Annotated in this window: 12 protein-coding genes and 1 tRNA gene; 5 read left to right on the top strand and 8 right to left on the bottom strand. The window is 69.6% G+C overall.

Annotated elements, in window-relative coordinates:
• The first annotated feature begins 65 nt into the window (after positions 1-65).
• Positions 66-139: transfer RNA gene (locus LV79_RS03185), tRNA-Thr, on the top strand.
• Positions 140-207: 68 nt separating this feature from the next.
• On the opposite strand, the gene LV79_RS03180 is transcribed toward LV79_RS03185, so the two are convergent.
• Positions 208-1,164, bottom strand: a complete 957-nt coding sequence (locus tag LV79_RS03180; RefSeq protein ID WP_253831839.1) for a hypothetical protein — start codon at positions 1,162-1,164, stop codon at positions 208-210.
• Between the two features lie 449 nt (positions 1,165-1,613).
• Between LV79_RS03180 and LV79_RS03175 the strand changes: the two genes are divergently transcribed.
• Positions 1,614-2,240 carry an MSMEG_1061 family FMN-dependent PPOX-type flavoprotein gene (locus LV79_RS03175; protein WP_253831837.1) on the top strand — a complete coding sequence of 209 codons (627 nt, stop codon included), beginning with the start codon at positions 1,614-1,616 and terminating at the stop codon, positions 2,238-2,240.
• A 321-nt stretch (positions 2,241-2,561) separates the two neighbouring features.
• On the opposite strand, the gene phnE is transcribed toward LV79_RS03175, so the two are convergent.
• The 4 genes from phnE to LV79_RS03155 all read right to left on the bottom strand — a co-directional run bounded on the left by phnE (position 2,562) and on the right by LV79_RS03155 (position 6,303).
• Positions 2,562-3,329 carry a phosphonate ABC transporter, permease protein PhnE gene (gene phnE / locus LV79_RS03170; RefSeq protein WP_253831835.1) on the bottom strand — a complete coding sequence of 256 codons (768 nt, stop codon included), beginning with the start codon at positions 3,327-3,329 and terminating at the stop codon, positions 2,562-2,564.
• Entirely contained in the window at positions 3,326-4,039 is a 714-nt protein-coding gene (locus LV79_RS03165) for a phosphonate ABC transporter ATP-binding protein (RefSeq protein ID WP_253831833.1), read from the bottom strand. The genes phnE and LV79_RS03165 overlap by 4 nt, the downstream gene beginning before the upstream one ends.
• A 258-nt stretch (positions 4,040-4,297) precedes the next feature.
• Positions 4,298-5,191, bottom strand: coding sequence for a phosphate/phosphite/phosphonate ABC transporter substrate-binding protein (locus LV79_RS03160; RefSeq protein ID WP_253831831.1), 894 nt, complete (start codon positions 5,189-5,191; stop codon positions 4,298-4,300).
• The gene (locus tag LV79_RS03155; RefSeq protein WP_253831829.1) at positions 5,188-6,303 is read right to left on the bottom strand and encodes a TIGR03364 family FAD-dependent oxidoreductase; all 1,116 of its coding nucleotides are present in this window, start codon (positions 6,301-6,303) and stop codon (positions 5,188-5,190) included. The genes LV79_RS03160 and LV79_RS03155 overlap by 4 nt, the downstream gene beginning before the upstream one ends.
• A 144-nt stretch (positions 6,304-6,447) precedes the next feature.
• Between LV79_RS03155 and LV79_RS03150 the strand changes: the two genes are divergently transcribed.
• Positions 6,448-7,194 (top strand): GntR family transcriptional regulator, encoded by a 747-nt coding sequence (locus LV79_RS03150; protein WP_253831827.1) that lies wholly within the window; start codon positions 6,448-6,450, stop codon positions 7,192-7,194.
• Entirely contained in the window at positions 7,191-7,859 is a 669-nt protein-coding gene (locus LV79_RS03145; RefSeq protein ID WP_253831825.1) for a phosphonatase-like hydrolase, read from the top strand. The genes LV79_RS03150 and LV79_RS03145 overlap by 4 nt, the downstream gene beginning before the upstream one ends.
• 69 nt (positions 7,860-7,928) lie before the next feature.
• On the opposite strand, the gene LV79_RS03140 is transcribed toward LV79_RS03145, so the two are convergent.
• Together LV79_RS03140 and LV79_RS03135 are read right to left on the bottom strand one after the other, a co-directional pair.
• Positions 7,929-9,650, bottom strand: coding sequence for a serine/threonine-protein kinase (locus LV79_RS03140; RefSeq protein ID WP_253831823.1), 1,722 nt, complete (start codon positions 9,648-9,650; stop codon positions 7,929-7,931).
• Positions 9,647-10,489, bottom strand: coding sequence for a hypothetical protein (locus tag LV79_RS03135; protein WP_253831821.1), 843 nt, complete (start codon positions 10,487-10,489; stop codon positions 9,647-9,649). The genes LV79_RS03140 and LV79_RS03135 overlap by 4 nt, the downstream gene beginning before the upstream one ends.
• Positions 10,490-10,597: 108 nt before the next feature.
• On the opposite strand from LV79_RS03135, the gene LV79_RS03130 reads away from it, so the two are divergent.
• Positions 10,598-11,551, top strand: coding sequence for a hypothetical protein (locus tag LV79_RS03130; protein ID WP_253831819.1), 954 nt, complete (start codon positions 10,598-10,600; stop codon positions 11,549-11,551).
• Here the strand turns inward: LV79_RS03130 and LV79_RS03125 are convergent.
• Entirely contained in the window at positions 11,534-12,520 is a 987-nt protein-coding gene (locus LV79_RS03125; protein WP_253831817.1) for an LLM class F420-dependent oxidoreductase, read from the bottom strand. The genes LV79_RS03130 and LV79_RS03125 overlap by 18 nt on opposite strands.
• Positions 12,521-12,528 lie beyond the last annotated feature (8 nt).

The following is a 12,528-nucleotide window of genomic DNA, read 5'->3' as shown; positions in this document are numbered from 1 at the left end:
CCCAGTAAACGACGTGGCCGCCTCCAAGTCACGCCCCGGCACCCGCTATAGTGGTCACCGGTCACGCCGCCTTAGCTCAGTCGGCCAGAGCGGTTCACTCGTAATGAACAGGTCAAGGGTTCGATTCCCTTAGGCGGCTCAGCCAGAAGGCCCAGGTCAGTTCGCTGACCTGGGCCTTCTTCTGTTCGCCTGGCTCCAGCGGCGAGATCAAGTACTGACGCCGAGGTGCTGGCGGTGGGTCCAAGCCTGGGTGAGGCAGGCCTTGGCGCCGTTGCGGACGTCGGGGCGGCTCCGGTAGGCCTCGACAGTCGGGGCGTCAAAGGGTTCGTCCTGGACGACGACACCCTCGTAGTTGCCGGTTATGCGATCGCGGAAGACGGCGTTGAACGCCTCCTCGTCGAAGACGGCGACGGTGAGCAGTTCCGGCTTCAGGCTCAGCGGGTCCAAGCCGAGACCCAGGACGGAGATCGACAGCCTGCCCTGGTCGCGGTGCGTGGTGAGTGACTTGTACGGCTCGACGTTGGCGTAGTCCAGCTTTCGCCCGCCGCGGCCCTGGGCGTCCTCGCTGCCGAGCAACTCCTCCGCGTACTCCCGGCAGATGTTTCGCCAGAGGTCCAGGTCGCTGCGGATCGCGGTGACGCTCACGTCCGACGGGCTGAACTCGCCCGCCGGGACGACGTGGAAGAAATCCGAGGCCAGTACGACCTTCGGGGAACGCTTGTGCATCAAGAAGACGGGCCCCGACCCGGCCTTGACGATGGTCAGGGTCAGCACCCCCAAGCTGGCGACCCGGTTGCGCAAGGTGAACGGGTTGCCGAGCGATCCCCGGTACTTCGACGTGCCACCTGCCTCGAGATCCTTGTAGGCGAGGACTTCGCCGGTGTCGAGGTAGTCGAAGTACCTGGCTTCCCGGAACCGCAGCGCCAGCGCCCTCCCGGTGGCCTCGACACGAACCAGGCGGTACACGACGTCGTTGGTGAAATGGCTCATCCCGGCGATCCGGACGACCGCGTCGCTGTAGGACATCGGTCCGCCGAGATCCAGCCCGTTCAGCAGCGCGTCCCGGTGCACCCGCTGCTCGTGAGATGGGCTGGTTTCCAAGGTCAGCGACACGTCGACCAGCGGAATCGGAGTGTCCGGCACCCAGCCCGGCTCGGTCAGCACGGGTAGGTCGTATGCGCACAACGCCGGAGAACTCGCGATGACCCGTGCGCCCAACTCTGCCTGCCGGTGGGCGACCTCTCTGAATCTCGCCCTGAACTCCGCTCTGCTGTGTTCGACGTTCGCCACGTCTCCTGACCTGCGGGTCGGAAGCACAACCACGATGGCGGCGCCAGCCGCGACCAGGGTGATTATGAGCCCGATCAACGCCTCAATACTCATCCGGTCGTCCGTCCGATCGCCACAGTGACGGGAAGCCCTCGATTCTCAGCGGCAGATGATCATACGGTAACTTCGACCACCTCCGTGGGAATTCGCGCAGATGGCGTCGGGGAATGGGTGGCCGTGGATGAGGTGGTCAAGGCGTGTGGGCTGATCACCCGCCTGTCGTGCGCCGGGTGTGGGGTGGAGAACACAGGGTGAACGGCGCGGGCTGGGGCTAGCGTCAGCTGGTGGACTACTTCCGGGGAGCGATCACGGACGAGGCGGGGCTGCGTGATATCTACGTGGAGCCGCAGCGCGAGCACGACAAGGTGATCCACGAGGTGGACGCGTTGGCGCGGGAGTTCGTGGCTTGTGCGCCGATCGTGTTCGTGGCGAGCTTCGACGCGGGTGGGCACTGCGACGTGACGCCGCGGGGTGGGCCGCCGGGGTTCGTGCACGTGACCGAGGACGGCACGGTGATCATCCCGGACGCGACCGGCAACCGGCGGATCGACACGTTGCGCAACGTCGTGGCGACCGGGCGGGCCGGGCTGCTGTTCGTCATCCCGGGGCGCGGCCAGACGTTGCGGGTCAACGGGCGGGCGTGCGTGACGGCGCGCGCTGAGGTCCTGCAGCGCCTGACGCCGGTGGGGAAGCCGCCGATGGCCGCGCTGGTGGTGGCGCCGGACGAGGTGTTCACCCACTGCCCCAAGGCCTTCGTGCGGTCCGAACTGTGGGAGCCGAGCACCTGGCCGGACGCCGCGGCGCAGCCGGACCCGGCGGAATTGGCCCACGCACACCTGCGTGCCCCGGAGTTGACCGTCGAAGACGTGCGGCAGAGCCAGATCGACTCGTTGCGCTACCGGCTGGAGTGACCGGGACCGGCTGGAGTGACCGGGGTCCGCGGAGTCGGCCACCACGACCTGTGCGCCCCACCGAGGTCAGACGGTCGGGCGTCCACGAACACCATGGCTTTCGCCTGCGCGGGTGGTGTCCGCGCCGTGGACGTGGTGGCGGGCTCCGCGGACCCGGGTCGGGTGGTGGGCGGTGCGCTGCCCGCCAGCCCGGCACCGCCCGGTCGCGGGCCCGCGCATAGGGCGCGCGGCTGCGTCTCCCGCGACCGGACGGTGTGGAGAGTCCATCGGAGACAGACACCTCCTGTTACTTGAAGGTTCATACGTCACTCGAACGGCCCATCAGCCGAGCCGCCGCCGGACCGCCGCGCTGAGCAGGTCGACCGCGACGATGAGCACAAGCACCATCAGGATGTAGGTCGCCATCTGGTCGAACTGGAACAGCTGGATCGACTGGTTGATCAAGAAACCCACGCCGCCCGCGCCGACCAGGCCGAGCACGAGCGACGAGCGCACGTTGACGTCGAACCGGTACAGCAGCAGACCGACCAGGGCCGGCACCACCGCAGGTAGGACGGCGTTGGCGACCACTTGGGCCTCACCCGCCCCGGACACCCGCAGCGCGTCGGCCGGGCCAGGGTCGACCTCGTCCATCGCCTCGGACCACAGCTTGCCCAGCACGCCGACGTTGTGGCAGATCAGCGCGAGCACCCCGGCGAACGGCCCGAGCCCGACGGCGGTCACGAACACCAGCGCGAACACCACGTCCGGCACCGCGCGCAGGAACGACATGACCGAGCGTGACACCTGGTACACGATCCGGTTTCGCCCACGGGTGCCCAACACCGCGAACAGCAGGGCGGCCGGGATGGACAACGTGGTGCCGAGCAGGCCGATCGCCAGGGTGGTCAGGCAGGCTTCGAGGCCGGGCTGGACGACGGTGTCCCAGTCGAGGTCCGGGGGGAGGGCCTCGGCGAGGAACCGCGCCATCCCGCGCCAGCCGTCGACCAGCGCGCCGGGGGAGACTTCTGTTGTCTGCCAGGCGAACACGTGCGCACCGCCGAGCACGACGATGACGATGGCGGCGGTGAGGTACTTGCGGGCGGTCATGCGAACACCCGGTCCGGTGCGTACAGCGCCTCAATGTCCACATCAGACAAATCACTGGCTGATGTGGACAGTCGGATCTCGCCGTGCAGCAAGCCGAGCACGCGGTCGGCGTGCCTGCGGGCGAGGTCCGGCTGGTGCAACACGGCGGCGACGGCCAGGCCGTCCCGGTGCGCCAACTCGGCGAGCAACGACATCACCTGAGTCGCGGCGGCGGGGTCGAGCGCGGACACGGGTTCGTCGGCGAGCAGCACCCCCGCGCCCTGGCACAACGCCCGTGCGACCGCGACCCGCTGCTGTTGCCCGCCGGACAGGCTGCCCGCGCGGTCCTTCGCCCGGTCGGCGAGCCCGACGCGGTCGAGGCACGCCATGGCCTTCGCGCGCAGGTCCTTGGGGAACAGGACCGGGCTGAGGGACCGGGACAGCGGCAACCCGGCCAGGCCGCCCGCGCACACGTTGTCGATCACACTGCGCCTGCGCACGAGGTGGATCTGCTGGAACACCATCGCCGCCCGATCACCGGCGATCGCGACCTCCCCGGCGTCGGCCTCGGCCAACCCGACCACGCACCGCAACGCCGTCGACTTCCCCGAACCGTTCGCGCCGAGGAGCACCACGAACTCGCCCGCCGCGACGTCGAAATCCACCCCGTTCAACACGACCCGGTCGCCGAACGATTTCCGCAACCCTTTCACGGACAACGCCTTTTCCATCCCACTCCTTTCACCCGTCCGACTGACGTTCCCGACCGCTGCGCCGCCCCCACGCCCCTGACCTGGGTCCGACTTATCCACAAGCCCCCGAGTTGTCCACAGCCCACCGCCGAGCCCCCCGCCCACCCCCACCGGCCGGTAAACTGGACCAGGGACGCCCCCCGGGAGTGGTGGGGGCTGGGCCGGGGTCGGGTGGGATTTCGGCGGGTGGGGGAAATGGGTGGGAATGGGAGCGGAAAGGGGGTGGAAAAGGGGCGCTTAGACGTCGCCTTCGGAGAGGCCGAGGGTGTCGGCCAGGTCGAAGAGGGGCTGGTAGGTGGACTTGTCGACGGCGACGAGGGGGCCTGCGGGGTCGACGTCGAGGAACTTGCCGACGGCGGCGACCTCGGCGGGGGTGAGGTTGAGCAGGGCCTTGCGGACGGCGGCCTTGAACTCGGGGGTGGTGCTGCCCGCGACGGTGATCGGGTCGTTGGGGATGGGGTCGGAGGCCCAGACCTGGCGGAAGCGGGACGCGTCGAAGGTGCCCGCGGCGCTCGCGGTGGCCAGCTGCTGGGTGTTGATCTCGGCGGCGTCGACCTTGCCGTTGGTCAAGGCCAGCAGGGCCTCGGGGTGGCCGCCCGCGTAGTCCAGCTTCAGCGCGGACTTGTCCAGGCCGACCTTGGCCAGCGCGGCCCTCGGCAGGGCGTCGCCGGAGGTGGAACCGGGCTCGGACAGCGCGAGCGACTTGCCGCGCAGGTCGGCGAGAGACTGGACCGGGGAGTCCTTGGGTACCCAGATCCCGGCCTGGTAGCTGGTCAACTTCCCTTGCGCGTCACCGAAGGACGCCACCGGCTCGGCACCGGCGCGGCGGCTCGCGAAGACGAAGCCGAGCGGGCCGAACTGCGCCAGCTCCAGCTTGCCGTTCTGCATGGCCAGGACCTCGGCCGAGTAGTCCTGCACGACCTGCAGCTTCACCGGGCAGTTCAGCTCGCGCCGCAGCGCGCCGGTGAGGACCTCGTAGGCCGGGGTCAGCTTGGCGGGGTCCTCGTAGGGCTCGATGCCGAACCGGACCTCGCCGTTGGGGCAGGACGGTGATCCGGTCGCGGCCTCGTTGCCACCGCAGGCGGTCAACGTCAGTGCTGCGGCGGCGATGAGGACAACGATGCGCTTCATGGTGCTCCTAGGCGGTCGAGAACGGTGGGGGCGAGGCCGAACGCGGTGGTCATGCCGATCCCGGAGGTCACGGACACCACGTGGACCCCGGGGAGGGGATGGGCGAGGAGGAACTCCGACCGCTCGGCGGCCGCGTACACCCCGCGCCAGCGCGCGCGGACGGTGAGCCGGTCGACGCCGAGCAGCCGGGCGGTCTCCCGCAGGACGAGCTCGCCGGTCGGCTCGTCGTCGAACGGGTCGTGGGTGTGGCCGTAGCGGTGGGTGTCCCCGATGACGAGGTCGCCGTCGGGGCGCTGGGTGAACATCAGGTTCATGACGACGTCGAGCAGCGCGGGGTCGGTGCGGGTGATCCGCTCGCGCACCGCGGCCGCCGACGGGCAGGCGTTGAGGCCCGCGTAGCGCAGCATCGAAAGTCCGGATAGGACGGCGGGTGCGATGGTAGTGGAGTCCGGTGTGGACACTTGCATCATCCGCAGCAGGCAGCGTTGTACGCCTGCCGCCTCGGCGACGTCGGGGAGCAGGCGGTCGATGTCGTGGCCGACCGCGACCACGACGTTGTTGGCGGTCACCGTGCCCCTGGTGGTGTGCACCGCGCCCGACTCGACACCGGTGGCCGTTGTGCGCCAACGGAAGTCGACCCCCTGGGCGGCCAGCCAGGTCGCCAGGGCGGGTACGGCTTCGCGCGGGTCGACGCGCAGGTCCAGGGGGAGCCAGGCGCCGCCGATGACCTCGTCGGAGATGACCGGGAGGTGCGCGCGCACACCGTCCGCGTCGAGCAGCCGCACCTGGTCGCCGCGTTCTTGCGCGAACTCGGCTAGAACGGCGACCTCGTCCGCTGCGCGCGCCGCGACGACGGTGCCTGCCTCCGACACCCAGAACCCCGCCTTGGCCGCCAGTGACAGCCACCGCTGCCGCGCCTTGAGGCCGTAGGTCAGCGCGTCGCCGTGCTGGGCGGTCAGGCAGATGTGGCCGAAGTTGCGGACGGACGCCCCGACCGCGCGGTCATCGCGGTCGAGCACCACCACCCGCAGGCCCCGGTCCACCGCCTCGGCGGCGTGCGCGAGCCCGACGATGCCCGCGCCGACGACGACGAGGTCCGCATGGGTTGTCATGGCACAGAAGGTGCGGGCAGGCGGCGGGTTATCGCAAGGCTTCCGGCGCACTTGTTTGGACAAGTTTTCACGTTGTTCATCCAGGTCACGACGGCCAGCGCGGCGACTTGACAGCGGGTGGTGGGCGACTCGTATGGTCAAGCTGTGACCCCACCGCTGCACCACCGGGTGGCCGACACGCTGCGCGGCCGGATCAGCCGCGGCCAGCTCGCCGTCGGCGCCGCGTTGCCGTCCGAGGCCCAGTTGTGCGAGGAGTTCGGTGCCTCGCGCGGAACGGTGCGCCAAGCACTGGCCGCGTTGCGCAACGAAGGCCTCATCGGTGGCGGGCAGGGCAAACCGCCGGTGGTGCGCCAGGCGGCGGTGGCGCAACCGTTCGAGACGTTCCTGTCGTTCACCCGGTGGGCGCGCGAGATGGGCCGCGAACCGGGGCAGCGCACCGTCGAGGTCGCCCGGCGCGGCGCCAGCCAGGTCGCCGCCGACGTGCTGGGGATCGACGAGGGCACCCCGGTCATCGAGGTGCTGCGGCTGCGGTTGCTCGACGGCACCCCCACCATGCTCGAGCGCAGCAGCTTCATCGAACCGGTCGGGCGGCTGCTGTTCGACTTCGACCCCGACGCCGGATCGATCTACGCCCACCTGCTCGAGCGCGGCGTCGACCTGCGCGCCGCCCGGCACACCATCGACGCCATCGGCGCGGACGAGGTCGACGCGCGGCTCCTGTCGATCCCCGTCGGCGCCCCGCTGCTGCGCGAACGGCGCCGCGCCACCGACGCCACCGGCGCCCGCGTCGAGTACGCCGACGACCGGTACCGACCGGACCTGGTGACCTTCACCATCGACAACGTGCAGGCGGGCCGGGTCAGCCCGCACATCCTCAAGGAGACCTCGTGAGCATCGACCTGGTGGCCCTCGACATGGCGGGCACCACCGTCCAGGAAGGCGGCGCCGTCTACCGCGCGCTGGCCGATGCCGTCTCCGCCGCGTCCGGCTCACCCGTGCCCAGCACCGACCTCCACCGCTGGATGGGCGCCGACAAGCGCGAAGCCATCGCCGCCCTGCTCGCAGGCGCCCCCGCCGAGGTCGACACGGTCTTCGACGACTTCCGCGAACGCCTCGTCGCCGCCTACGCCTCCGAGCCGCCCACCGCGCTACCGGGCGTCGAGTCCGCTCTGACCGAACTCCGCGCCCGCGGCATCAAGGTAGCCCTGACAACCGGCTTCTCCCGCGACGTCGCCGAGAACCTCCTGACCCTCATCGGCTGGAAGGTCGGCGGCTGCATCGACGCCCTCGTCACCGCCGACGAAGTCCCCCTCGGCCGCCCCGCCCCGTACATGATCTTCCGAGCCATGGAGCTCACCGGCATCCACTCCGTCACCCACGTCCTCACCGCGGGCGACACCGTCCTCGACCTCCGCGCGGGCACCAACGCAGGCGCCCGCTACGTCATCGGCGTCCTCACCGGCTCCCAGGACGCCGACACCCTCGGCCAAGAACGCCACACCCACCTCCTGTCCTGCGCCGCCGAAATCCCCCTACTCCTCACCCGCGAGGGCTAAGAGCCGCAGCCGCGCGGTAGTTCTTGGCTTGCAGGGCAAGGGATAAAGCCGAAACGAGGAAGTGAGCCTCTAAGCGCGGGAGCGGCGGGCGGACCAGGCTGTGGCAAGGACGAAGGCCGAGGCCGCGACGGCGCCTGCCAGGGCTGTGCCGATGGCGTAGGGGATGGCGGGTTCGTGGGTGGTGATGGCGGTGATGAAGAGCCAGACGGTGAGGCCGAAGAGGAGGCCCAGGGGGAAGGCGACGTAGGGGGCGGCGGGGCGGCGGTGGCCTCGGCGGAGGGCGCGCATTTGGGCTTCTACGTTGGCCAGGGCGAAGAGCGACAGCAGAAGGCTGCCCGCGCCCATCACGGTGGCCATGGGGTGGGCGGCGGAGCGGAGGGTGAAGGTCTCCACGGGGTCGTCGCCCAGTTGGACCTCGGCGGTGACGGCGCCGCCTGCCAGCCAGCGCCAGAGGGGTTCGGGTTTGAAGGTGGTCTCGAAGGTGCCCTCGGGCGTTGTCGCGATGACCTTGCGGACGCGGCCGAGGAGGACGCCGCCTGCGCGTAGGTCGAACCGGAGTTCTACGTCGCCTGGGGCGCGGCCTGCCACGATGATCTGCTTGGACAGGTCTACCTGGACCACCTTGTCCGCCACCTGACCGTTCACCATCAACGCCGACGGTGGGTGGTCCAGCGTTGCGGGGGACAAGAACGGCAACACCACCAACGCGATAAGAGCCACCGTCGCGATAAGAGCGGGCCACAGGGGTGATGGGCTGCGGCGGGACATGAGTTCGCTGGCGGGGCGGAGTTCCTTGCCGCGGAAGTCGCCCATGGTGCGGGTGGGTTCGGCTGTCATGCCGCGGATGGGGGGTGTGACGATGGTAAGCGCGTCTGGTTGGCGGCTCAGTTGTTGGGAGATCGCGCCGGTGATGCGGGGGGCGAGGTGGACGGGGACGCCGGAGCGTTCGAGCCAGCCCGCGCCGAAGACGGCTGTCGCGGCGGAGCTGAGGTCGGTGGCGAACGCCTCGACGTCGCGGTAGCGGTGCAGCGGGTCGCGGGCGATGCTGCGCATGACGACTGTGGCCAGGGGCGCGGGAACGCGGGGGATCGGCGCCGGGTCGTTGAAGATGCGTTGGCGCATCATGCTCACCGCGCCGCGCGTTCGGTCGTACGGCAGTTCCCCGCACAGCAGTTCGTAGAGGACCGTCCCAGACGAGTAGATGTCCGCGGCTGGCGTAAGAGCGTTGCCCATCGCCTGTTCCGGGGCGATGTAGGCAGGGGTACCGAGCACTTCGCCCGCATGCGTCATCATCGTCGCGCCCTCGCTGACCACCTGGGCGATACCGAAGTCCACGACCTTGAGCACGCCCGCAGACGTGAACAGCAGGTTCTTGGGCTTAACGTCCAGGTGCAGCACCCCGGCCTTGTGCGCCGCGTGCAGCCCACCGAGCATCGCCAGCACGATCGCACAGGACTGCTCGCCGGTAAGACCCGCGCCGTGGAACCGGTCATAGACCGTGCCGCCGTCGAGCTTCTCCATCACCAGCAGGTTGTCCGCGCCGGTCTGCACGTAGTCGTACACCGGCACGATGTGCGGGTGGTCCAGGCTGGCCAGCACCCGCGCCTCGCGGTCGAACCTGGCGTTGACCGACGGGTCACCGACCAGGTCGGTGGGCAGCACCTTGATGGCGACCGCGCGGCCGAGCGAGCGGTGGGTGCCCTCGAACACCACCCCCATCCCGCCCGAGCCGATCTTGACCCCTACCTCGTACTGCGGGAGCGCGGACGCCAGTGCGGCCGGTGTGCTCATCCAGGCCACCTCTTGGTGTTCTGCTGGGTGTAGTGGTCAGTGACGCCCTGGGTGACCGCGCCGGGGTCGACGGCGGGCGGTAGCGCAACCGTCAGGTCGCCGTCCAGCGCGGGCGCCACCGGGTGCGGGGTGAGGAAGCCGAGCACCATGGCGATCGCGGACGCGCCGAACACGATCGGGATCTCGATCAGCGGGTCCGGCGGCACCAGGCGCAGCACGGACAGCGACACCACGGCCACGATCCCGGTACCGACGCCCGCGGGCAGGAACCGCAGCGCGCGCCTGATCCGGTTGGGCGAGAGCTTGTGCCTGGCGAGCGCGATCAGCACCGTCGCCCAGATCGCCGCCGTGAGCAGCAGCATGACCAGGCCGAACACCCCGTACACCGACCACACCGTGCCGCGCACGTCGGCGACCGTCTCGGCGCTGCCGAGCACCTCGCGCTCCTCCGACAGCAGCTCCACCGACGTCGGCAGCAGCCCGATCGCCTGGCCGTCCAGGTCGCGCACGTCCAGCGGGAAGGTGCGGGTGACTCGGCTGCCTGGCGGTACCTCGAAGGGCAGCGTCGTGTCGTAAGCGAAGAAGGTCAGCGCTAGAGCGACGCCGGAGAGCCGCACCAAGCGGACCTTCTGCGGGGTCTTACCGCGGTTGACGGCTGTTACCGAAACCTCGGCCGCTTTGGCCGGGTCGAGTCGGACCGTACGGTCGGTGATGTCCTGACCGTCCAGAGTGACCGTCACCGTCAACGGGCCGTCCGAATCCTGCGCTGCCGCAGGTGTTGCACCAAACAGCAGGGCTACCGTCACGAGAGCAACCGCGGCGGCGATGAGACGTCCCATGGGAAGACTCCCGGTTGAGGCAGGGCTGATCGGGGCGGAATGCTACAGCGGTCCGGGTTCGGACCGGGGCGTTCCACGAGATCAGGGACATGGACAGGGGTACGAGCTGTGCGCAGTGTTGGACGCTTAGCGGGCATTTCCGTTGCCGCGGCTGGATTATTGGTCGCCCTGGCACCGCTCTCGCCCGCCTCGGCACAGTCAGTGCTGTCGCTGGGCATCAGCCCCACCTCCGGGCCCGCCGGGAGTTCTTTCACGATCACGTGGACCCTGGCGTCGCCGAGGTACTGCAGTTCGATCACGTTCAGCTCGTCGCTCACGGCGTTGCCGACCATCAAGACCGACGGCAAGAGCACCGGGACGCTCGGCGTCACCGCCCCCGCCACGGCGAAGCCGGGTACTTACCCCATCAACGCGGTGTGCGGTGGTGACTACACCGCCATCACCCGGTTCACGGTGACCACCTCGCCCACCACCACGACGACCCGGCCGACGACCACCAAGCCGACGACCACGACGACCGCCCCGCCGACGACGACCACGACCCCGCCGACCACGGCGACGACCACGACTCGTCCGACGGTCACCACAACGACGACCGGGCCGACAACAACAACCATCACGCCCGGTACGACGACAACCGACACGACGACGACCACTTCGGACACCACGACCACCGAGCCGCCGACCACCACCACGTCGACGACGCCGATCGTCGACGAGAAGCCGGTGGACGGCGGCCTGAAGCTGGACCGCAAGAGCGTCCGCCCCGGCGAGGACCTCTCCGCCAAGGGCACCGGGTGCGGGCCCAACCAGACGGTCATCCTGACCTCCGGTGGCGAGAAGGTCGGCACGGCCGTGTCCGACACCTCGGGTGAGTTCTCCGCGCGCGTCGAGTTCCCGAAGATCGTGCCGGGCAGGCACATCGTCACCGCGCACTGCAAGATCGAACTGACCGGCGCGGTGGACCAGGTCGTCACCAGTGGGAAGGGTGGCACCTCCGGCACCCTGGTCGTCCTGGTGTTCTTCGTGTTGGCCGGCGCCGCTCTAATCCGCGTCGCGTAGGGCTGCCGCGACCGGCGGCGTCACCGTCATCCTGGTGGCGACGTCGCCGTAGCGGCGCTTGATCTCCGCGGCCGCGGTAGCCGGATTGCCCACTACCGCGAAGGTGTTAAGGACCTCGTCGTCGATAAGAGCGTCCATTTGGTCCCACTGGCCGCGCTTGGACAACGCGTTGAGGTCGTCCTGTAGCGCTCCCCAGCCGTGCAGCTCCAAGACGCCGCGGTAGGCCGGAGTCGAGCCGTAGAAGGCAATCTGCCTACGGACTTCGGCGACCGCCTTCGACAACTCCTCGTCGTTCGAGCCGCTAGCAACGAAACTCGGCCCGCTGATGTCGAAGCCGTCGAGTGTCTTACCCGCCTTGGCCAAACCACGCTCCAGCGCGGGCAGCGTCACCTCACGCAGGTAGCGCTCAGTGGAGAACCCGTGGCAAAGCATGCCGTCGGCGACCTCGCCCGCGACCTCAGTCATCCGTTCGCCGACAGCGGCCAGATAGACCTTGGGGTTGCCGTGCGGGTTAGGGCCCGGGTTGAAGAACGGCGTCATCAGCGTGTGCGTGTAGAACTCCCCCAGGAAGCGCAACCGGTCGCCGGTCTCGAACGCGGACCAGATAGCCCTAACGGCGAGCACGAACTCCCGCATGCGCGCGGCGGGCGCCGACCACGGCATCCCGAACCGCTTGGTGATGTGTGGCTTGATCTGCGACCCCAGCCCCAGGACGAACCGGCCGCCGGAGAGCAGCTGGAGGTCGTTGGCCTGCACGGCGACGGTCATCGGGTTGCGGGCGAAAGCCACCGCGATGCCGGTGACCAGGTCGATCCGCTCGGTCCGCCCGGCGGCCACCGCGATCCCCAGGAACGGGTCGATCTGCGTCTCGGCCACCCAGCTGCCGTCGTACCCGGCTCGCTCAGCTGCGGCTACCGCGTCGGCGGCCTCGGTCACGGTCGCGGCGTAACCGCCGGAGTCGAGCATCATGCCCCCCG

Origin of the sequence: Actinokineospora globicatena (genome assembly GCF_024171945.1) — a bacterium.
GTDB classification, from domain to species: domain Bacteria; phylum Actinomycetota; class Actinomycetes; order Mycobacteriales; family Pseudonocardiaceae; genus Actinokineospora; species Actinokineospora globicatena.
This window is presented reverse-complemented; position numbering and strand designations above follow the sequence as displayed.

Bases quoted from the DNA above. Each gene is read 5' to 3' on its own strand.
- LV79_RS03155 (WP_253831829.1), bottom strand. From the start codon at position 6,303: ATGACAACCCATGCGGACCTCGTCGTCGTCGGCGCGGGCATCGTCGGG.
- LV79_RS03165 (WP_253831833.1), bottom strand. From the start codon at position 4,039: ATGGAAAAGGCGTTGTCCGTGAAAGGGTTGCGGAAATCGTTCGGCGAC.
- phnE (WP_253831835.1), bottom strand. From the start codon at position 3,329: ATGACCGCCCGCAAGTACCTCACCGCCGCCATCGTCATCGTCGTGCTC.
- LV79_RS03125 (WP_253831817.1), bottom strand. From the start codon at position 12,520: ATGATGCTCGACTCCGGCGGTTACGCCGCGACCGTGACCGAGGCCGCC.
- LV79_RS03140 (WP_253831823.1), bottom strand. From the start codon at position 9,650: ATGAGCACACCGGCCGCACTGGCGTCCGCGCTCCCGCAGTACGAGGTA.
- LV79_RS03135 (WP_253831821.1), bottom strand. From the start codon at position 10,489: ATGGGACGTCTCATCGCCGCCGCGGTTGCTCTCGTGACGGTAGCCCTG.
- LV79_RS03160 (WP_253831831.1), bottom strand. From the start codon at position 5,191: ATGAAGCGCATCGTTGTCCTCATCGCCGCCGCAGCACTGACGTTGACC.